At 36.3% G+C, this 19,607-nt stretch carries 20 protein-coding genes; 7 read left to right on the plus strand and 13 right to left on the minus strand.

Translation table 11 applies throughout. The annotated features are described in order from the left end of the window. Positions 1-360: 360 nt before the first annotated feature. The 5 genes from AC1PJP_RS16105 to AC1PJP_RS16125 all read right to left on the minus strand — a co-directional run bounded on the left by AC1PJP_RS16105 (position 361) and on the right by AC1PJP_RS16125 (position 4,643). Complete coding sequence (locus tag AC1PJP_RS16105; RefSeq protein ID WP_111853826.1) at positions 361-1,485, minus strand: ribonuclease D; 1,125 nt, start codon at positions 1,483-1,485, stop codon at positions 361-363. 325 nt (positions 1,486-1,810) lie between these two features. Then, the gene (gene recR / locus AC1PJP_RS16110; RefSeq protein ID WP_004792557.1) at positions 1,811-2,407 is read right to left on the minus strand and encodes a recombination mediator RecR; all 597 of its coding nucleotides are present in this window, start codon (positions 2,405-2,407) and stop codon (positions 1,811-1,813) included. 9 nt (positions 2,408-2,416) lie between these two features. After that, positions 2,417-2,746 (minus strand): YbaB/EbfC family nucleoid-associated protein, encoded by a 330-nt coding sequence (locus tag AC1PJP_RS16115; protein WP_005304937.1) that lies wholly within the window; start codon positions 2,744-2,746, stop codon positions 2,417-2,419. Between the two features lie 281 nt (positions 2,747-3,027). Continuing rightward, the gene (locus AC1PJP_RS16120; protein WP_005304936.1) at positions 3,028-3,261 is read right to left on the minus strand and encodes a hypothetical protein; all 234 of its coding nucleotides are present in this window, start codon (positions 3,259-3,261) and stop codon (positions 3,028-3,030) included. A gap of 194 nt (positions 3,262-3,455) precedes the next feature. Continuing rightward, positions 3,456-4,643 (minus strand): O-succinylhomoserine sulfhydrylase, encoded by a 1,188-nt coding sequence (locus AC1PJP_RS16125; protein WP_216070181.1) that lies wholly within the window; start codon positions 4,641-4,643, stop codon positions 3,456-3,458. Positions 4,644-4,778: 135 nt separating this feature from the next. Here AC1PJP_RS16125 and AC1PJP_RS16130 point away from each other — a divergent pair, with 135 nt between their 5' ends. Together AC1PJP_RS16130 and AC1PJP_RS16135 are read left to right on the plus strand one after the other, a co-directional pair. Next, positions 4,779-5,864: an alpha/beta fold hydrolase gene (locus tag AC1PJP_RS16130; protein WP_479767667.1), complete on the plus strand. Its 1,086-nt coding sequence runs from the start codon at positions 4,779-4,781 to the stop codon at positions 5,862-5,864. Between the two features lie 10 nt (positions 5,865-5,874). Beyond that, entirely contained in the window at positions 5,875-6,747 is an 873-nt protein-coding gene (locus AC1PJP_RS16135; RefSeq protein ID WP_479767669.1) for an NAD(P)-dependent oxidoreductase, read from the plus strand. 152 nt (positions 6,748-6,899) lie between these two features. Here the strand turns inward: AC1PJP_RS16135 and AC1PJP_RS16140 are convergent, their stop codons facing one another. Continuing rightward, complete coding sequence (locus AC1PJP_RS16140) at positions 6,900-7,364, minus strand: hypothetical protein (protein WP_479767671.1); 465 nt, start codon at positions 7,362-7,364, stop codon at positions 6,900-6,902. An 864-nt stretch (positions 7,365-8,228) separates the two neighbouring features. Here AC1PJP_RS16140 and AC1PJP_RS16145 point away from each other — a divergent pair. From AC1PJP_RS16145 to AC1PJP_RS16155, 3 genes are all read left to right on the plus strand, one after another. Continuing rightward, positions 8,229-8,498: a YARHG domain-containing protein gene (locus AC1PJP_RS16145; protein ID WP_005304919.1), complete on the plus strand. Its 270-nt coding sequence runs from the start codon at positions 8,229-8,231 to the stop codon at positions 8,496-8,498. A gap of 17 nt (positions 8,499-8,515) precedes the next feature. Then, positions 8,516-8,929 (plus strand): HIT family protein, encoded by a 414-nt coding sequence (locus AC1PJP_RS16150; protein WP_013198018.1) that lies wholly within the window; start codon positions 8,516-8,518, stop codon positions 8,927-8,929. Between the two features lie 255 nt (positions 8,930-9,184). Next, the gene (locus AC1PJP_RS16155) at positions 9,185-10,291 is read left to right on the plus strand and encodes a porin (RefSeq protein ID WP_013198019.1); all 1,107 of its coding nucleotides are present in this window, start codon (positions 9,185-9,187) and stop codon (positions 10,289-10,291) included. A gap of 107 nt (positions 10,292-10,398) precedes the next feature. Here the strand turns inward: AC1PJP_RS16155 and AC1PJP_RS16160 are convergent, their stop codons facing one another. Together AC1PJP_RS16160 and AC1PJP_RS16165 are read right to left on the minus strand one after the other, a co-directional pair. Further along, the gene (locus AC1PJP_RS16160; RefSeq protein WP_013198020.1) at positions 10,399-10,992 is read right to left on the minus strand and encodes a YidB family protein; all 594 of its coding nucleotides are present in this window, start codon (positions 10,990-10,992) and stop codon (positions 10,399-10,401) included. A 99-nt stretch (positions 10,993-11,091) separates the two neighbouring features. Then, a complete protein-coding gene (locus AC1PJP_RS16165) occupies positions 11,092-11,553 on the minus strand; it encodes a DUF6231 family protein (protein ID WP_005304907.1) in 462 nt (153 codons plus the stop codon). A 39-nt stretch (positions 11,554-11,592) separates the two neighbouring features. On the opposite strand from AC1PJP_RS16165, the gene AC1PJP_RS16170 reads away from it, so the two are divergent. Further along, positions 11,593-12,462 (plus strand): DUF2797 domain-containing protein, encoded by an 870-nt coding sequence (locus tag AC1PJP_RS16170; RefSeq protein ID WP_479767674.1) that lies wholly within the window; start codon positions 11,593-11,595, stop codon positions 12,460-12,462. 35 nt (positions 12,463-12,497) lie between these two features. Here AC1PJP_RS16170 and AC1PJP_RS16175 read toward each other — a convergent pair whose 3' ends face one another. Genes AC1PJP_RS16175 through AC1PJP_RS16190 form a run of 4 tightly spaced genes read right to left on the minus strand, consistent with a single transcriptional unit; the run spans position 12,498 to position 17,531 of the window. After that, entirely contained in the window at positions 12,498-13,616 is a 1,119-nt protein-coding gene (locus AC1PJP_RS16175) for an ABC transporter permease (RefSeq protein ID WP_479767676.1), read from the minus strand. 4 nt (positions 13,617-13,620) lie between these two features. Then, the gene (locus AC1PJP_RS16180; RefSeq protein ID WP_479767677.1) at positions 13,621-14,745 is read right to left on the minus strand and encodes an ABC transporter permease; all 1,125 of its coding nucleotides are present in this window, start codon (positions 14,743-14,745) and stop codon (positions 13,621-13,623) included. A 10-nt stretch (positions 14,746-14,755) separates the two neighbouring features. Beyond that, positions 14,756-16,519 carry an ATP-binding cassette domain-containing protein gene (locus tag AC1PJP_RS16185; protein WP_479767679.1) on the minus strand — a complete coding sequence of 588 codons (1,764 nt, stop codon included), beginning with the start codon at positions 16,517-16,519 and terminating at the stop codon, positions 14,756-14,758. Further along, positions 16,512-17,531: an HlyD family secretion protein gene (locus AC1PJP_RS16190; RefSeq protein WP_479767682.1), complete on the minus strand. Its 1,020-nt coding sequence runs from the start codon at positions 17,529-17,531 to the stop codon at positions 16,512-16,514. The genes AC1PJP_RS16185 and AC1PJP_RS16190 overlap by 8 nt, the downstream gene beginning before the upstream one ends. A gap of 118 nt (positions 17,532-17,649) precedes the next feature. Between AC1PJP_RS16190 and eppR the strand changes: the two genes are divergently transcribed. Then, positions 17,650-18,297 carry an error-prone polymerase regulator EppR gene (gene eppR, locus AC1PJP_RS16195; RefSeq protein WP_479767684.1) on the plus strand — a complete coding sequence of 216 codons (648 nt, stop codon included), beginning with the start codon at positions 17,650-17,652 and terminating at the stop codon, positions 18,295-18,297. On the opposite strand, the gene lpxB is transcribed toward eppR, so the two are convergent. Continuing rightward, entirely contained in the window at positions 18,294-19,469 is a 1,176-nt protein-coding gene (lpxB, locus tag AC1PJP_RS16200; protein WP_479767686.1) for a lipid-A-disaccharide synthase, read from the minus strand. The two genes, eppR and lpxB, sit on opposite strands and share 4 nt — an antisense overlap. Positions 19,470-19,607 lie beyond the last annotated feature (138 nt).

Here is a 19,607-nt window from a genome sequence, read left to right on the forward strand (position 1 = left end):
TTTTTTATTTCTGCACCGAAACAAACTTATAGTTATATATTATTTATATTGAAATTGTTTTTCTTACAACCAAGAATATACAGACCTGTATGTTTAATCAATTGAATTTTTCTCATTGAAGAAGTTAATTTAATTCATTATCAATTTTACAAATTAAAATTACTTCAACCCATCACTTTACTAGCTTTTTAATAAAGTTAATTATTTAATATAGCTAACATAAACATTTAATTTATTAACTATTAATATTGAATATCTATTATTTATAAATAAAAACTACTCAATTTAAATTATTCATTACTCTTCATTAAAAAAGCCCACCACGAAGATGAGCTTTTAAATTTTAACTATCACATCATTTTAAATGGATAGACTTTGTTTTTCTTCTTGAAATAACTGAATTAATGGTTGAGTTAATAGCTCGTAACGCCAACCCAAAAGATAATCAGGTAAATCTTGTTCATCTCCTTGAGAAAGAACATGTTGATGAATTGCATTTAGCCATTTCTTTCTAAGTAATACTTCTTTAGGAATAGAAGTTTCACTTATTGCATGAGCAAGTACCATATCCATTTTATGCAATGTTTCTTTAGATGTTACTTTAAAAGGTTTGGCAATTCTTGTTGGCCATTCACTTTCAATTGGTAAATCTTTAAGTAATTCTAAAATAGTTTTTCCATATTCACGAACTACGTTTGGGCGAATATCTTTAACTTGCGAGAGTTGAAAACTATTACGTGGATTCTTTTCAACCATATCAATCATAGTCGAGTTTCTAAGTATGAAACTGCGTGGCTGATTCGTTGCTTTAACAATGTATTCGCGCCATTCACTTAAATTTTGCAGTTGCATCAATTGACGGCGCGAATGACGATAATTACCAACATCGGTATAAAGCAACTCTGTCGGCGTTTCACTAATAATTTCTTTAGTTAAACTACTACAATCTTCAAGAACATAGTCATAAAGCCCTTTTTGCTTAAGCTGTTCTTGAATATGATGAGCTAACTTCATTATATATAGAACATCATTTGCCGCATAACAAAGTTGCTGAGGCGATAAAGGTCGAGCTAACCAATCAGATCTTGTTTGATCTTTTTCAATGTCAATGTCGAGACAAAGCTTCAACGCACCTTGGTAACTTACTTGCAGCCCATGGCCCAAGAAAGAAAGCCCCACTTGAGTATCAAACACATTAAGCAGATCTTCTTGATCAGCGTAATGATAGATTAAATCAATGTCTTCCCCGCATGCATGAAAAATGTTCTGCTGAGCGAGAAATATTTTTTTCCAAAACTGACTTAGATCTAATGAAACACCATCCAACAGATAGACATCGCCATTTACATTAACTTGGCATACTCCAAGTTTAGGCCAGAGTGTGTCAACCTTAATAAATTCTGTATCAAGTCCATATATCGAACATTGATCCATTTTTTGAAGAACATCAACCAAATCGGTTTGCTGTTGGATAAACTGAAACATGCTTTCTCAAGTAAATGCAAAGAGTGCTTAGAACTCTGGTATATATAACATAGAAGTAGGAAATTACCACTTAAACCTTTATGAATACTCTATTTTTGAACAATTTTTCGAAAATAGATAATTTTTTGATCTTTTATTTATATTTTTAAAGTTAACTCCAAATATTCATTGTTTAAAATCTATAAGATCTTTTTCATTCTTATGGGCTTTCATATTTTATTTAAACTTTTTTTAATTAAAGACAAAATAACATTCATCTTTTATAACTAAATTAATAAATCTAAATCAATTTTATATGACATCAATGAAACAAGCATCGAAATGCTTATTTCATTCTCATACGATTATGAACTGCCTGACTTAAGGTATGGCTATCTACATACTCGAGTTCACCACCTTGCGGTACACCTTGAGCAATACGTGTCATTTGTATAGGTAAGTGCTTAGTCGCCTCTACCAAGTAATGAGCGGTCGCCTGTCCCTCTACAGTCGCATTTGTTGCCAAAATCACTTCTTCAATTTTACCTTGGCTTAAACGCTGAATCAGATAAGGAATACCAATTTCTTCTGGACCAATACCATCTAAAGGTGAAAGATGGCCACCTAAAACATGGTATTTACCACGAAAACTTCCGCTTTGTTCAATCGCCATTACATCTGCTGGTGATTCAACCACACACAATAGTTGATCTTCTCGCTCAGTTGAAGCGCAAATATCACAAATTTCATGTTCAGTTAAAGAATGGCAAACGCTACACTCATGAATATAACTTGAAGCTTCATGTAAAGCATGGGCTAATGCAAACGCACCTTCTCGATTTTTCATCAAAAGATGTAATGCCATACGTTGAGCCGATTTCGGACCAACGCTAGGTAATATACGTAAAGCTTGAACGAGTTGTTCAAATCTATCACTAAACACAGAATTTCCTTAGAACATGCCCGCTAAGCCAGGTGGCAAGCCCATACCAGAATTCGCTTTTTGCATTTTTTCTTCCGAAATGACTTCTGCTTGACGTACAGCATCATTTACCGCTGCAGCAATCAAATCTTCAATCATATCTGGTTCATCTTGAAGTAATTCAGGGTTAATTTCGATACGTTTTACAAGATAGCGCCCAGTCATGGTTACTTTAACCAAACCGCCACCAGCTTCTGCATGAACTTCAGTTTGAGCAAGCTCTTCTTTCGCCTTTTTTATATTTGTTTCCATATCTTTTTGCATGCGCTGCGCTTGCTGCATGAGCATATTGATATTCATAACTTTACTCCGTATCTCTATCAAATCTTTAAAGTATTATGCGTTATCTGGTAATACTTTATAAAAACTTAATCTCATTGAACCAACCTATGCGATTAAAACACATACAGATTAGTGCATTGAACTCAAATTAATCCGTAATTCTGACACAATAGGCTAATGTTTTCTATCAGTATCTCTAGCTCTATTTTACGTAACGACATGAGTAACATGCTCATACTTAGGTACACTTCCTAAATACTTAGATGGAATACGTTAAAGTCTAATAAAAACTCATAGCACTATTGAGATGCCTGTAGACCTTTATCAATTGTTTTATATTCACTTAAGGGAACTTTCTTAAAGGAGGTATTTGCTTCTTGAATAGATTTATCTGCTTCTTGAACAGACTTCTCTGCATTGTTGATTAATAAAGTTGTCTCATTCACTGGGTTCTGACTCGGTTTAGTCAGCAATTTGTATCCAACTACCCCGATTACCCCCACTACAACGACAATAGCAATAGGCTTAAGCATTTTAAAACTCACATTTCTTTTAATTAAATTTACAGTCTTTATACCTTGTACTCTTAGCTCTCATTTAAACAAAAATGTAGTTTTTTTATTGTAATTCTGAAATTTGATTAACATTTAAATATAAAAAAACCATCTCAATTAAAGAGATGGTTTCATGAAAAAATAACCCAAAAGAATTATTTCGATAAGGATAATTAAATCAGATCAAGACCACGTGAGATATCACGAATAATGTCATTAATATCTTCTAAGCCTACAGATACACGGATTAACCCCTCTTGAATACCAGCCGCAGCTTTTGCATCAACAGAAAGTTTGCCATGTGTAGTCGTTGCAGGATGGGTAATTGTTGACTTCACATCACCTAGGTTACCAGTAATCGAAATAAACTTAGTATTATCAATAACCTTCCAAGCACCTTCACGTTCGCCTTTAACAACGAAAGAAACAATCCCACCAAAACCAGTTTGCTGTTTAGCGGCAAGTTCATGACCTTCTTGAGTTGGTAAACCAGCATAGTAAACTTTTTCTACTTTTTCATGAGTAGATAACCATTCTGCAAGAATTTGGGCACTCTCACAGTGTGCCTTCATACGCAAACGTAAAGTCTCTAGGCCTTTTAAGAAAACCCATGCATTAAATGGACTCATTGATGGTCCAAGTGTACGGACAACACCAAAAACCTCTTCTAATAACTGATGATTACCGACAACAGCACCGCCTAGTGCGCGCCCTTGCCCATCTAAATATTTAGTCGCCGAGTAAATGACAAGGTCTGCTCCAAACTTTAATGGTTGCTGTAAAACAGGCGTACAGAAGCTGTTATCAACCGCAAGTAATGCACCATTCGCATGAGCAATATCTGCAAGCGCTTGAATATCTGCGATCTCTGCTAGAGGATTAGACGGCGACTCAACAAATAACAGTTTAGTTTCTGGACGTACTGCGTTTTTCCAATCGTCCAAATCACATAAATCGACAAATGTAATATCTACACCAAACTTGGCAATATATTTTTCAAACAAGGCAACAACTGAACCAAATACTGCTCTTGAGCAAATAACATGATCACCCGCTTTGAGATATGCCATAGTAACTGACAAAATCGCGCCCATTCCAGAGCTTGTCGCAACAGCACGTTCAGCACCATCTAAAGCTGCTAAACGTTTTTCGAACATCGATACAGTCGGATTGGTAAAACGAGAATAGATATTTCCTTGAACTTGACCAGAAAATTTTGCTGCAGCTTCTTCTGCATTTTCATATACAAAAGATGATGTCAAAAAAATCGGTTCGCCATGCTCACCTTCAAAACTACGAGTATGTCCGGTACGAATGGCTAAAGTATCAAGTTGGTATTCTAAATCATCAGACTGGTTCATTAAATGTTCGCCTTTACTGGTCATGTACTAAAAAACTATCATCATTTTGAGTGTCTAAGGTATTTAAGGTCAAGGTAAACCTTAAAATTATCGCTTAGACTTTATTTAATTTTAGTAAATAGTTGGTAAAGCAAGATGAAACGCTTAAAGTCCCTTGTCTCAGAACAAAGCCAAATCAAGCACCTTTCTGCCCGACTATTTCATTCAAAAACATTAGTACTATCTCAAAGCACCCCCTTTGAGGTGATTGGCGAATTCAATCAAACCCGTATTCGTTATTACTCAGCAACACAAAAAAAATTTAAAGAACCATTAGTGTTTGTTGCACCACTCGCAATTAATATGGCGATTTATGATTTATATCCTTATCGCTCTCTTATTAAATACTTTCAAAATGCAGGTTTTGATGTTTATTTAGTCGATTGGGGTCGCTTAAAGTTTAAAGATAGACACCTTAACTTTTTATCATTTATTGAAGATTTCATTCCAAAAGCAATAGAACTCGTTCGCACACATTCAGGAAGTGAGCAAATCTCACTCCATGGCTGGAGTATGGCAGGCATATTCGTTACTTTATATGCTGCTCTGAATCAACCTAACTACATTAAAAATTTAATTGTTCTTGGTAGTCCAATAGATAGTTATGCATCTGGCCATATTGGCAAGCTCTATCAAACCATAAATCAGTTGATTAGTCGCAATAAGAGAATTCAGGAACGTATTTATTCTGGATTGCCAAAACGTCTGATCCACAGTCCCGGAATTTTAAATTCACTAGGTTTCAAAATTCTTGATCCTAAAGGTTGGTTAGATGGACATGTGCAATTGCTAAAGAATCTTGATGACCTGCAATTTGTACAAGAGCATGCCACCCTAAGTAACTTTTTAAATAATATGATTGACTATCCGGGTGGTATTAATCAGGACATGTTGTTTAATGTCTGGCTACAAAATCCGTTAAAACGTGGCTTTATTCAGTTAAAAGATAAGAAAATCGAATTAAAAAATATAGATTGTTCTCTCTTAGTTGGCGCGGGTCGTAGTGATCAATTGGTGACTGCTGACGCTGCTTCGCCATTAAGTCAATTGACAAGCAGTCAGGATGTCACGTTTACTCTCATCCCCGGTGGTCATTTAGGCCTAATGTCGAGTCAAGCAAGTGCTCTGGAGTTTTGGCCGAAACTGGCTGCATGGCTCGCCGAACGTTCAACACAAATTTAAGGATAAGGTCATGAGTCAATCTGTTGCATTTATTGGTTTGGGTGCAATGGGCTACCGTATGGCAGCGCATTTACCAAAACACTTCGATACTGTCTATGTATGGAATCGAAATTTTGAAAAAGCCAAACAACATGCAGCAGACTATGGCACTAAGGCTGTCTCATTAGAGCAAGCTGTACAAACAGATATTATCTTTTCATGCTTACCGACAAGTACTGATGTAGAAGAACTTATTAGTAGTGTAGAAATTAAATCTGGAGCAATCTGGATTGACTGTACCAGCGGGGTTCCGGACTCTGCCCGTGCATTAGCTAGCTCATTAAAGCAATTAAATGTTGATTTTCTGGATGCTCCAGTAAGCGGTCAAACCGTAGGAGCTGAAAACGCAACTTTGACTGTAATGGTGGGTGGTGATGTAGCAGCTTTCGAACGCGCATTACCAGCTCTACAAGCGGTAGGAAAATTAATTAAACATGTCGGTGAGTCTGGCGCTGGATTTGCAGTAAAAGCAGTTAATAATATGCTACTTGCGGTCAACCTTTGGTCTGTTGCAGAAGGTTTCAGTGCTTTAAAAGCGCATGGGGTAAGCTTGAACGAAGCTTTAGAGTGTATTAACGCTTCAAGTGGTAAAAGTCTGGTAACAGAAACTATCTTCCCACAGCGTGTATTGAGTCGCGAATTTCCAGTAACCTTTGGCTTGCCTCTTCTTGCCAAAGACACAGGAATTGCTTTGGATTTAGTCAAGCAAGCAAAGCTTCCTGCCCCGCTTTTGTCATTAGCACAAAGTTTAATCCAAGCAGCTCATTTAACTGCTGAAGACAACAGTGACTTCTCTGCGGCCGTTAAAATGTATGAAGCGTGGACAAAGATTACATTAGAGTAAATTTAATCTTTTAGAGGGCTGCCTATTAAACTTAGTTTTAATAGGCTCAATAATGAATAGTAGGAAATCTCAAACATGTAAACTCATGTCATTCATTACGAAAATTTTTCTAAATAAAAACATTAAGTATCAGAAAGATTATTATTTTTATACTACGTAGGTACTTTATTAACCTTTTTATAATCCGAGGATCTAAAATAATTTACAATCATTTGCGCACTTTTCTCGGATACAACCTTAGCTTGTTCCATTTTTGCTGAATAAGGATTGGCAAGCATACAGCTAGGAAGCAAAGTATTAGCAAGTGGTGGAAACTTTTCTCTTCCTCCCAAAGTAATCTTTTCAATAAAACTAGCCAACCACATAATATATTCTCCTTTATTTTTATATGTTGGCATTAAACTGATATCGAGTTTAGCTGAACATTCATTTGCTGGCTTATTTAAACATTCTTCAAAATCAATAAAGTTATATTTTAATTTATATGAAGTATCTTTTATCTCTTTTCGAATCATACTAACTAAGCGATTCAAGTGCTCAATAATATCCTCTGAGAAAAGCTTTTCTTCTTCAGATTTCTCATAAATGCTTTCAGCAATGAGTAAAAATTGTGGCATTCTCTATTTCCTTTTAATCTTGTCTCCGATGAATAATCAGATCCTTTAAGGAAGTATGATGAATATAACATTGCTATATGTAAGTTAGTTAGATTAAAAAGTAACCACAACAGTAAAAGTGAAAGTTGTATGCCTAATGCATCACACTAATTAAACATATAGCTAATTACCACTCACAAGAGTGGGGTTAAATTAATATATTTCGAAATAACTTAAATAAAAAAAACCCATCTCAATTTTAGAAATGGGCTACAAAAACAAAAAACTATCAAACGCAGCAATTTAAGGACTATATAATAGAAGTTAAAACATGCAAAATCAATACATCTTTCAATTGAAGTGTAAAATAAGATTACTTTTGGTCTATTAATATTTTACAGCTTAAAAGAAAAAGCCCATTTCCGTCTAAATTAAAATGGGCCCAGTGAATTCCACTTAATCCTAAAAACACAAACTGTGATAATTATCACGTTTTGTGTTTTTGATAATGTCATTGCTAATCCCCTTTTTCATTGACCTAATTTCAAACTTCATTTGTCTATTTAGCAAATGGAATAGGCTATAAGATCTCATCTTTTGCTAAAATTTTTTATATCTGATCACCTTAATCTTAGGCATATTTTTATATCGCCAATAAAAGTTAAAAGTGAATTTAAAAGAATCAAATTCTAAAAAAATATATATAATTTCTCTTAAGTTTATGTTTTTATTTGATTTTTATAAATTATTGATATCTAAAGTTTTTATTTGTTTTATGAACAAATTATCACCCAAAATGACATTTGAGTAATTAATAATCATTGAAATATTGGTAATAAACCTTATATTGAGTACAGGTTCATACCTTTAACTGAGGAAACGCTCATGAATAAATTTATGGTTGCAGTCTTTACTGGCATGGTGAGCATGGCTGGTTTAAGCGTTCAAGCTGCAACGCCTGAGCAAGAATGTCAGAAATTGCAAGACGACTATAATTTGATTTATGCATCAAAAGGCTTTTGTTTTAAAGATCCTGATGCTAAAGAAAAATATGGTAATGAAAACTGTCATACGACAAAACCAAAGTTTTCTGACAAAGAGCAACAACGTCTTGATGCTATTAAAGAGCGTCAGAAAGAATTGAAATGTAAATAATTTTAAAGGACTAATACATGGCATATGATGATCAAAATATCTTCGCAAAAATTTTACGTGGAGAACTTCCAGCGATAAAAATCTATGAAGATGATCAAGTTCTAGCTTTTATGGATATTATGCCTCAAGCCGATGGTCATACATTAGTTATTCCAAAAACACCAGCTGTAACGCTGCTTGATTTACCCCCAGAAGCAGCCGCATATACCATCCAAATTGTTCAGAAAATTGCGAAAGCAATGGAAAAAGCCTTCAATTTAGAAGGTATTGTTTTGATGCAACTTTCTGGAGCAGCGGCTGGACAAACTGTTCCACATGTTCATTTTCACCTTATTCCTACAAATGTGCATCAACTAGGAAGACATGCTGTAGAGTTAGGCGATCAAGAAAAAATTAAAGCTTTAGCTGAGAAAATTAAAGCAGCTCTTTGATTTTTAATATATTAAAGCGGAGTTTTGACTCCGCTTTTTTTCGTCTAAAAAATATAAAAACCTAAAATAATTAATTTATTTCTAAATTTTAATCGTCATAAAACTGTCATTTATTTTTCACGCCCCTGTCACAAAGTTTGCCGATACTGCTTAGCAAGTTGGTGAGCTTTTGTAACTTTTTGTACATAAGTCAACTACAAAATAAATAGTTAACTAGGCATACGCCATTTTTAAATACCTTTTGGAGAAATCTCAATGAAGAAATTGCTACTCGCTGCCGCAGTTGCAACTTTGAGCATAAACGCGGTGCAAGCAGCGCCAACTTTGTATGGCAAACTAAATGTTTCTATTAACCAAGTTGATAATAAAAATTTCGATGGTAAAAGTGATGTTACCGAAGTTAACTCAAACTCTTCTCGCATTGGGGTAAAAGGCGAAGAGAAATTAACTGACAAGTTATCTGCTGTTTATTTAGCTGAATGGGCAATTTCTACTGATGGTTCAGGTTCTGATAGTGACCTTAGCGCTCGTAACCGTTTCATCGGTTTAAAAACTGAAGGTGTTGGTACTTTAAAAGTAGGTAAATACGACTCTTACTTTAAAACTGCTGCTGGTGGTAACCAAGACATCTTTAATGACGATACACGTTTAGATATTACCAATATCATGTACGGTGAAAACCGCTTAGATAACGTAGTTGGTTTTGAATTAGACCCTAAATTATTAGCTGGTTTAACTTTCAACATCATGGCTCAAACTGGTGAAAGCACCTCTGACAGCAAACAAGGTGAAACTGGTAAAGACAGCAAGAATGACAGCTTTGACTCTGTGTCTACTGCGCTTGGTTATGAAAACAAAGATCTTGGTTTAGCAGTAGCTGCCGCTGGTGACTTTGGTATTAAAGGTAAATATGCTGCTTACGGTTTGAAAGATGTTTATACAGATGCTTACCGTGTAACTGGTTCTTATGACATCGCAAAATCAGGTTTTGTGGTAGGTGCTTTATGGCAACATGCTGAACCTACTGATGAATTGACTGCATATGGTCAATCATATAAATCAGATGGTTCAATCGATAAAGCTGGTAAAGCTTACCGTGGTTTAGAGGAACAAGCATATGCAGTAACAGCTGCTTATAAAATTCCTAACACTAAACTTAAAGTGAAAGCAGAATATGCTTCAGCTGAAACACAAGTAAGTGGTCAAGCAGATCGTAAAATCGACTTGTATGGTTTAGGTCTTGACTACCAAATCAACAAGCAAGCTCGTTTCTATGGCATTGTTGCTCAACAAAAACGCGATTGGTTGAATGATGATGACAAGCAAACTGTTGTAGGTACAGGTATCGAATATAACTTCTAATTAGTTATCTTCGATTCAAATCTAAAATAAAAGGGCTAATGCCCTTTTATTTTATTGTTCAGATTAAAAAGCCGATATTTTTATATCGGCTTTTTTTACTTTGTAGCTTACTTTAAGAAACCACTTACAAGATTCATAACGTTTTGAATGTCTTGGTTCGCTTCTTGATGATCGGTACTTTCACCCTGAGGTGTTAATGAGTCAATGACTTGAGGTAAGACTGAAGCAATTGCACTGTAAACTTGCTCTTTTGGAGCTTGAGCTTGCACAGCAACTTGCTCAATGTCAGCTGGATTAAATAAACTCTGCAATTGTTGAGTAGGAACTTCGCTATTACTTTGATTTGGATCAACCCAGCTTTGAACTTGATTACCTAAACCTGCACCTTTTAGCTTTTCTAAAGCAGCCTGCAAACCACCTTGTTGTTGAACCCAACCTAAGATTAAAGGTACAACTGCAATTAATAAACTTTGTACGCCACCACCTGCTTGAGGTGCGTTATTATTATTTCCAGTCACTTGACCTAATACAGAACCTAGTACTCCTCCAAGACCACCTTGTGCGCCAGAAGAAGTATTGCCCCCCATTTGTCCGAGTACTGAACCTAAAATTCCACCTAAACCACCTTGACCTGATGCTTGCTGGTTCCCACCTAAAGCCTGCTGAGCCAAAACTTCTACAATGTTGCTTAAATTTGTCATGTGTAACTCTTATGTATGGTTTATACACGAGCATACGCGGATTCTTGTGAAGACAGCAAAAGCCAAATTGTTAAATTTTGAAAGAGATTTAGTGCTCTTTTACCAGCGGAATTTATTCCAGTTCTCTGGGTTTGCCCAGAACTTTGAATTAAACCAATCTGGAACATGCTTATAAGTCAAGATGTTAAATTGCCATAAAGCAAAATCACTATCATGTGAAGTTTTATCAATGAGTTGCGTGAAACCTAAAGAACGTAATAACTGTTCATCACTGCGTTTACTCACTACAACAATTCGCTTTGCTAATAAATCTCTTAGCTTCACTAATAATTGTGACTTTTGTAGTTCAGTTATGTTCTGCATTTCATCTGTATCAAACAATACAAAACCCAAGTCATAACGCTGAGTAAAAGGCAGACTTAAAAGCTCAGTTACGGTAAAATAGTGCCATTGAATTGCGTTATTCTGGTCAATTTTCTGGCCAATACAAAGTGCAGTATGAATGGGCTGTTCGTTTGATAAATCGTCTAGCATAGAAGTGATGACATTTTGTTCAGCCATAACTGCAACCCTTAATTGAAAGATGTGAGTTTAAACTTTATGGAACTACAAGGCATTTGCCATAAAATGCATGCAGGCCTAAAAGATGCTAGTGTAACTGATCAACAGACAACCAAGGCAAATGTTGAATACAAATTTGTATTAGACCGTTCAGAAATTGATCTTCCTTTTAATTTAGGACAAGAACTAGAAATCGAATGGACAGGTAATATTTATTGCACTTCTTGTGGCACTAAAACACCAAAATCTTATTCTCAAGGCCACTGCTTTAAATGCTTTAAAACTAAAGCAGAATGTGACCTATGCATTATGAAACCTGAAACATGCCACTATCATTTAGGTACATGTCGTGAAGATGACTTTGCCCACAATCTTTGTTTCCAACCTCATATTGTATATTTGGCAAATTCGAGTGCTTTAAAAGTGGGTATTACTCGTGTTAGCCATATGCCAGGCCGTTGGTTAGATCAAGGTGCAACACAAGCCTTACCAATTTTAAAAGTTGGATCCCGCCGTTTATCTGGTCAGCTTGAAACCATGTTCGGTACTTTAGTTGCTGACAAAACTGATTGGCGCAAACTCCTTAAAGGAGAAGCTGAACCTCTGAAACTGACAGAACAACGTGATCAGTTAATTGAAGAGTTCGCACCTAAAATTCAAACTATTCGTGAAGAATTTAGTCAAAATCTTGAATTTAACGAAACGGTTGAACTACTAGAAAATGAATTACCACGTGAGTTTGTTTATCCAGTTGAACAATATCCTGAAAAAATTAAGTCTCTAAACTTAGATAAAACGCCAAAAATTCGTGGTGTATTACAAGGTATTAAAGGGCAATATTTAATTTTTGATATTGGTGTCATCAACGTCCGTAAATATACGGGTTACGAGCTGATCGTACGTGCCTAAGTAAGTTTTAAAGCCCCTAAAATGGGGCTTTTTAATTAAGATAATCTGTTTCTAAATAGCCAAGCTGCTAAAGGCAAAGTTATTAGTCCAAGTATGATCATTGGAATAAAGTTGAATTTGACTTGTGGAAAGCTTGCACCTTCCAAATAAACTCGTTGTACCAAGTTAATTCCAAACCTTAAAGGATTTGCGTACGTTGCTATTTGTAATGCTTCCGGCATGTTTTCTACAGGAGTTAATAAACCTGAAAGCAACATTAAAGGCATAATCAATAAAAACGTAAATAACATAGCTTGTTGCATATTTAAAGATAATGCCGAAATCGATAAGCCCACACCAACTACAGCCACATTAAAACTCAACAAACCAAAATAAAGCAGCCCAATAGAGCCATTCATGGGAATTTTAAACCAGAACAAAATAATCAATAAAATAATGGTTGACTGCATCAGCCCTACAAAAATTGGCGGCAAGGCCTTACCAATCATAATTTGTAATGGCGTATATGGCGTAACTAACAACTGATCAAATGTCCCCTGCTCACGTTCCCGCGCGACTGATAAAGCGGATAAAAGTAATGTTTGCATCATACTTAAGGCTGCAATTAATGAAGGCATTAGACTCCAACGAGACTCTTGATTTGGGTTGTACCATGTTCTTGTTTCAAGGCTAATCGGTAAAGCTAAGTTAAATTTTTGCTGATTAAACTGACCAACAATTTTATTTAGATATGAACCAGCTACAACAGCAGTTGATGAGTTCCTGCCATCAACAATCACCTGTACAGGAGAGCTCTGGTTATTATTTAATTTGTCTTCAAAGTCGGACGGTATCGTAATTACAACCAGTGCCTGACGGCTATCAATAACTTGTTTGATTTGACCAGTATATTGAAGTGTTCCAACACGCTTAAAAATACCAGAGCCATCTAGTTTTGAGATGAGTTCATGTGAGACCTGCCCATTGCTCTGATCTAAAATTGCATAATCCACACGGTTAACATCATAGGTTGCAGCATAACCAAACAAAAGCGCTTGCATGAGGGCTGGTACAAATAGAATGACTCTATTTGCAGGATCACTAAAAATGGTTAAGAATTCTTTTTTGACCAAAAAACTTAAATGTTTTAGCCAAGCGATTAGTTGCTGCCACATAACTTTATCTCAACCGTTTTTTTAGTGAAAAGTTCACAGCACATATCAAAACAACGATATATCCCAACAGAAAACCGCACTCTTTAAACCATAACTTCCAATCATCACCTCCCATAAATAAGGTTTTAATTAAAATCATAAAATGTGTAGCCGGTAATAACTGGCTAATAATTTGCACAACCAAAGGCAAGTTGCGTGTATCAAAAACAAACCCAGAAAGCATCAGCGCGGGCATAAAACTTGCCAATAAGGCAATTTGACTCGCCTGAAACTGACTTTGAGCAAAGCCTGATATAGTTAAACCAAGTAATAAAGAAACAACTAAATAGAGAAATGAAGCAGACAAAATTGAGAATAATGAACCGCGCATAGGCACTTCAAAAATAAAATATGCAGCAACAATACAAATCATGATATCAATCATGCCGACCACCACATAGGGAATGAGTTTTGCTAATACAATTTCAAATGGCCGTACAGGCGTAACAAATAAAGCCTCTAGAGTTCCTCGTTCCCTTTCACGGGCAATAAGCAGCCCCGTTAAAAATGCGCCAATTAAAGTTAAAATGAGTACCATTAAGCCAGGAACTAAAAACCAAGTACTGTTACCAGATTCGTTAAACCATATTCGTTGTTCAATATTAACGGCGCTTGATGTTGCTAATATTGGGCTACGGTCAAACTGTATAGACGGTGCAGTAGCTAAAGCACCTGCAACATAACCGTCTAAGGCTGTTGCTATGGTGGTGGATGTCCCATTTAATAATAGTTGAACCTTGGCATTACCTTGCTGCGCCTGACTGGCAAAATCTGAAGGAAAATGCAAAATGGCATCAATTTCGCCATCTCGAATGGCCTGCTCTGCTACAGGCAAATTATGAAACTCTAGACTTGTTAAATAGCGCGAGCCATTTAAACCAGCTAAAGCCTGATTGATCTGCGGTGAAGACTGATCAACGACAACACCGACTCGGGCCTGATTTAAGTCAAAAGAAAGTCCATAACCAAACAGTAGAATTAAAATAACAGGCAAAACGAGTCCAATCCCGAGGCTGCTTTTATCACGAATGAGCTGCTTAGTTTCTTTACGAACTAATGCTGTCAGCCGATTCCAAAATCCAAAGCTCATTGTAGTCCTCCTAAACAGCATGCCTTAACGCGCGTGCTTGTTCCACAATTGCTATAAAAGCCTCATTCATGTCACCAATATGTTTATCTTTACTTGCCAATTTACGGACTTGTTGGGGAGACCCTAAGGCCAATAACTTTCCAGCATCTTGTATGGCAATGCGGTCACAATATTCTGCCTCCTCCATAAAATGCGTCGTAATAATGATGGTAATGCCCTGATTTGCCAGTTCACCAATGCTGTACCAAAATGAGCGCCGTGCAAGCGGGTCAATTCCGCTCGTGGGTTCGTCTAAAAATAAAATTTCTGGTTCATGTAATAGTGCAGCAGCCATTGATAGCCGTTGTTTATACCCACCCGGTAAATCACCACTTTTACTATGAGGCTTTAAATCGTATTGCTGTAAGGCTTTATCAATTTGTTGATTAAGTTTTTTGCCAGATAACCCATATGCTCCACCAAAAAACTTCAAGTTTTCTAAGACAGTTAAATTGCTATACAGTGCAAATTTTTGAGAGACATACCCCACTTTGGCTCTTGCCTCAGCACGAGCTGTCCGTAAATTTTTACCAGCAACTTCTAGATAACCACTACTTGCCGGTAGTAACCCACATAACATTCGAAATGTTGTCGTTTTACCCGCGCCATTGGGCCCAAGTAATCCAAATATTTCGCCACGTTGTACAGTAAATGATGTATTGGCAACAGCAGTAAAATCTCCAAAAGTTCGGACTAAATCTTTAACTACAATGATAGGTTGCTCTGATTTTAAATTATCGTTTTGTGCTAATTGAAAAGCTTGCTCAGAAATAGATATATGTTTTGATTGCTTTTGAGTCTGCTGCAACAGCATCATAAATGCATCTTCAAGTTCAGGTGGTCTTGTATTTGCTTTTAGCCCTTCAGGTAAAGTATCGACTGATAGCTCTTTTTGACGACTAATAAAGTTCACTTGTTCACCCTTTGGAACAGCATCAATAATCTCTAAATCGTTATCAAGTAACTGGGCTTGTAAGGTCCGAGCTTTAATTTGTTCTGAAGGTTTTAGACTCCATGTTTGTCCATGTGCTATTTCTTTTAATTGTTCAGGTGAACCTTGTTTTAAAATTTTGCCTTCGTGCATGATATACACGTAAGCGCACTTTTCTGCTTCATCCATATAAGCAGTACTTATAATTACGCTTAAGTTTTCTTCCTGAACAAGTTGTTCAATAATGATCCATAAATCTCGTCTCGATAGAGGATCCACCCCAACACTAGGCTCATCAAGTAACAGTAATTCTGGGGACCGAACTAACGTACATGCCAGCCCTAGTTTTTGTTTCATCCCACCAGAAAGTTGCCCAGCTAGGCGTTGAGTAAACTGAGTAAGATCCGTTATTTCCAATAACCGCTTAAACCTTTGCCCCCGTACATCCTTTGAAACGCCGTGTAAGTCAGCATATAAATCTAAATTTTCCTGTATGCTTAAATCTTCATATAGTCCAAAGCGTTGTGGCATATAGCTAATACGGTCTTGTACAGCCTGCGGATTTTTACTCACGTCAATTCCAAGTACATTTAATGAACCAGAAGTCGCTTTATATAGTCCTGCAATTAATCTTAATAAAGTTGTTTTTCCCGAGCCATCCGGACCTACCAAAGCGGTAAGTTCTCCTTTGTTAATTTGCATATTCAAATCAACAATTGCCGTAATTTCTGCTGTCTTTTTACTCTCAGCCTTAAAAGTCATGAGCAAATTTTTAACTTGAACCACTGCTTTTTCATCAGTCATGAGCTTTCTCACCTGAAGCAAGTGGCACTTTTACAGTCACAGGTTGACCCATTTTCAATTGATCATTCGGATCATTTACATAGACCCTAACCTCATAAACTAGTGTTGTTCTAATCTCTTCGGTCTGTACTGTTTTGGGCGTGAACTCAGCCACTGAAGATATATAACCAATTTTTCCATTGATAGGCTGATTAGGATCAGAATCACGAATAACTTGGGCCGTGCCACCCATTTTAATAGAGCTTAAATCTTGTTCGTTTACATACACCCGAATCCATTTGGGATCGGTCAAAGCCAATGTATAAACGGCCTTTTGCGCAGTTGTCATATCTCCAACTTCTTGTAACCGAGCTCGTACCACTGCCTTTACAGGAGACTTTAGTTCAGCTTGAGTAAGGTTATAGTTAATTAGATCTAAATTAGCCTTAGTTACTTCATACTGTGCTTTGGTCGCTTCACGATCTTCTTGTCTGGCACCTTTAATGATTAATTCTAAATTAGCTTGTCTTTCACGGACCGCTGCCTCAGCGCTATCTTTATTACTTTTGGCATAGTCGAGCTCTTGTTGGCTAATTGCCCGACCATCCGTACTACTTACCAAAATTTGTAAGCGTTGCAAGTTTTTGTTGGTTTTATCAAGCTCGGCTTGGGCAGATGCAAGTTGTGCTTTTGCTTGACTAATTTCTTCTGGGCGAGCTCCCACATCTTGTTTAACAATTGCCTCTTGTTGAGCTTTAAGTTGTGCTTGAGCTTGCTTTGCCTGAATGTGTAGTGCATTGGTATTAAGAGCCGCTAGTACTTGACCAGCTTTAACTTTATCACCCTCTTGAACTAAAAGCTTCTCTATACGGCCAGACTGTTCAAATGCAAGTGAAACTTGGCGAATATCAACATTTCCATATAAAGTTAATACACTATCTTTTTGATTTTTATTGTTATATTTCCATACCCAAAAGCTAATAATAACTACAACTATAACAACCAAGACGACGGCAATCACTTTTTTATTCATCTTATTAGCCTTCTTATTAAATTCAAATTTTCTTAGTTTAAATTCAATTTAAATTTAAATTACTCCAATCTTTGAATAAAAGATATACTTTTATGGTGAGTAAAAATTAGGGTTAAACATGTCCAGATCTAGACGAAGTGATGGTGACTTAACCAAGTCCAAAATTATTGAGGCAGCAGGACCTTTAATTGCCCAATATGGTTTTGCAAAGACAGCGAACAAAACAATTGCTAACGCTGCGAATGTCGATTTGGCTGCAATTAATTATCACTTTGATGGTCGAGACGGGCTATATCAAGCTGTGTTAGTGGAAGCTCACGCTCACTATCTAGATGAAAAATATTTACTAGAACTTGTTGAAAGCACTCAGTCACCAGAAGAAAAGCTAAGCTTATTACTTGAGACCTTGCTGCATAAATTAACTGAAAAAGAAGTTTGGCATGGCAAAGTCTTTATTCGTGAACTCTTTTCACCTTCTGAGCATTTATTAAATTTTATTGAACTTGCAGGTATGAGGAAATTTTTTCTTATTCGTAAGCTCATTAGTCAAGTTGCTGGTTTAGATGAAAATGATCCGGCTGTTTTGCCTTGTATTTTAAGCGTGATGACACCTTGCATGATGCTCATTATTGCCGGACCTAATGCTCAAGCACCTGAGCCGCTTAAAAATATTGCCCAGATGCCATTACACGGTTTAGTTGAACATTTTAAGAAATTTTCTTTAGCTGGCTTAAAAGCAATTAGCCAAGCAAATCTTAAAAATTAGCGATTTAAACATTGCAAAATGGCTTGTACCGGATCTTCTGTATTTCCAGAAATAAGTTGTTTATGCATGGTTAAATGTTGCATCACTTGAATTTGAGCTGTTTCAACATTCATTAGTTTTTCTATTTCAGCGGCTAAATTTTCTGGTGTTGCATCAGCCTGAATAAGCTCTTCAATGACTTTCTTACCCGCAATAATATTGGGTAAAGAATAATAAGGAATTTTCACCAAAAGCTTAGCAATTATATAGGTCAACCAATGCAATTTATAGAAAGTGACCATTGGTCTATGCATGAGCATGGCTTCTAATGTTGCCGTTCCAGAAGCTAAAGCAATGATATTACTTGCATTCATGACCATACGACCAACTTTAGACTCGCTATCTGTATTTTCTAAAATATGAATTACAGTTTTCAAATTAGGCGCTAATTGTTCAACACCCTGCTCAATCTGTTGTTTTCGTGCATCGTTAATCGCGGGAATTAAGAATTGAATATCTGGATATTTCTTATGCAGAATATTGGCAGTTCCAAGCAACATAGGCAAAAGTCGTTCTACCTCACCTTTTCGGCTGCCTGGTAATAACGCAATATGTTTTTGATTTTCATTAAGACCTAATTGCTGTTTAGCAATTTGGATTGGATTTTCAAGTGGCAATTGTTTAGCTAATGGATGGCCTACAAATGCTGCTGGAACTTCATATCGTTCATAAAAAACTTTTTCAAAAGGAAATAAGCAAAGTACTAAATCTATACTCTGTTTAATGCCATGAACACGTCCTTGACGCCACGCCCAAACTGAAGGACTGACATATTGAACTGTTTTTATTGGAATATTCTTTTCTTTAATACTTTTAGAAAGTCTGAGGTTAAAGTCTGGCGCATCAATACCAATAAAAATATCAACTGGATTTTGAGTCCATTGGTTAATTAAACCATCCCGCACGGCGAATAATTTTTTTAAGTCTTTTAATACCTCAACAATCCCCATCACAGACAGAGTTTCCATTGGGTAATAACTGTTAAAACCTTCAGCAATCATTTGAGGACCACCGATTCCCTCAAATTCGGCATCGATTCCTTGTTCTCGAAAACTACGCATAAGTTTCACACCAAGCGTATCTCCAGAAACTTCCCCAACCACAATGCCTATTTTAAGTTTTCGGTTTGCCAAGGCGATTTACCCAAGAATTTGAAATAATGCATTCTAGCATAGAGGTTTATCAATCTTGAACTTGATCTATATGTACTTACCAAGAGCAGCTACAGCACAAGCTATCTAAAATTACATTCATTCACCATATTTTAATCT

The organism is Acinetobacter sp. V116_7 (assembly GCF_056735735.1).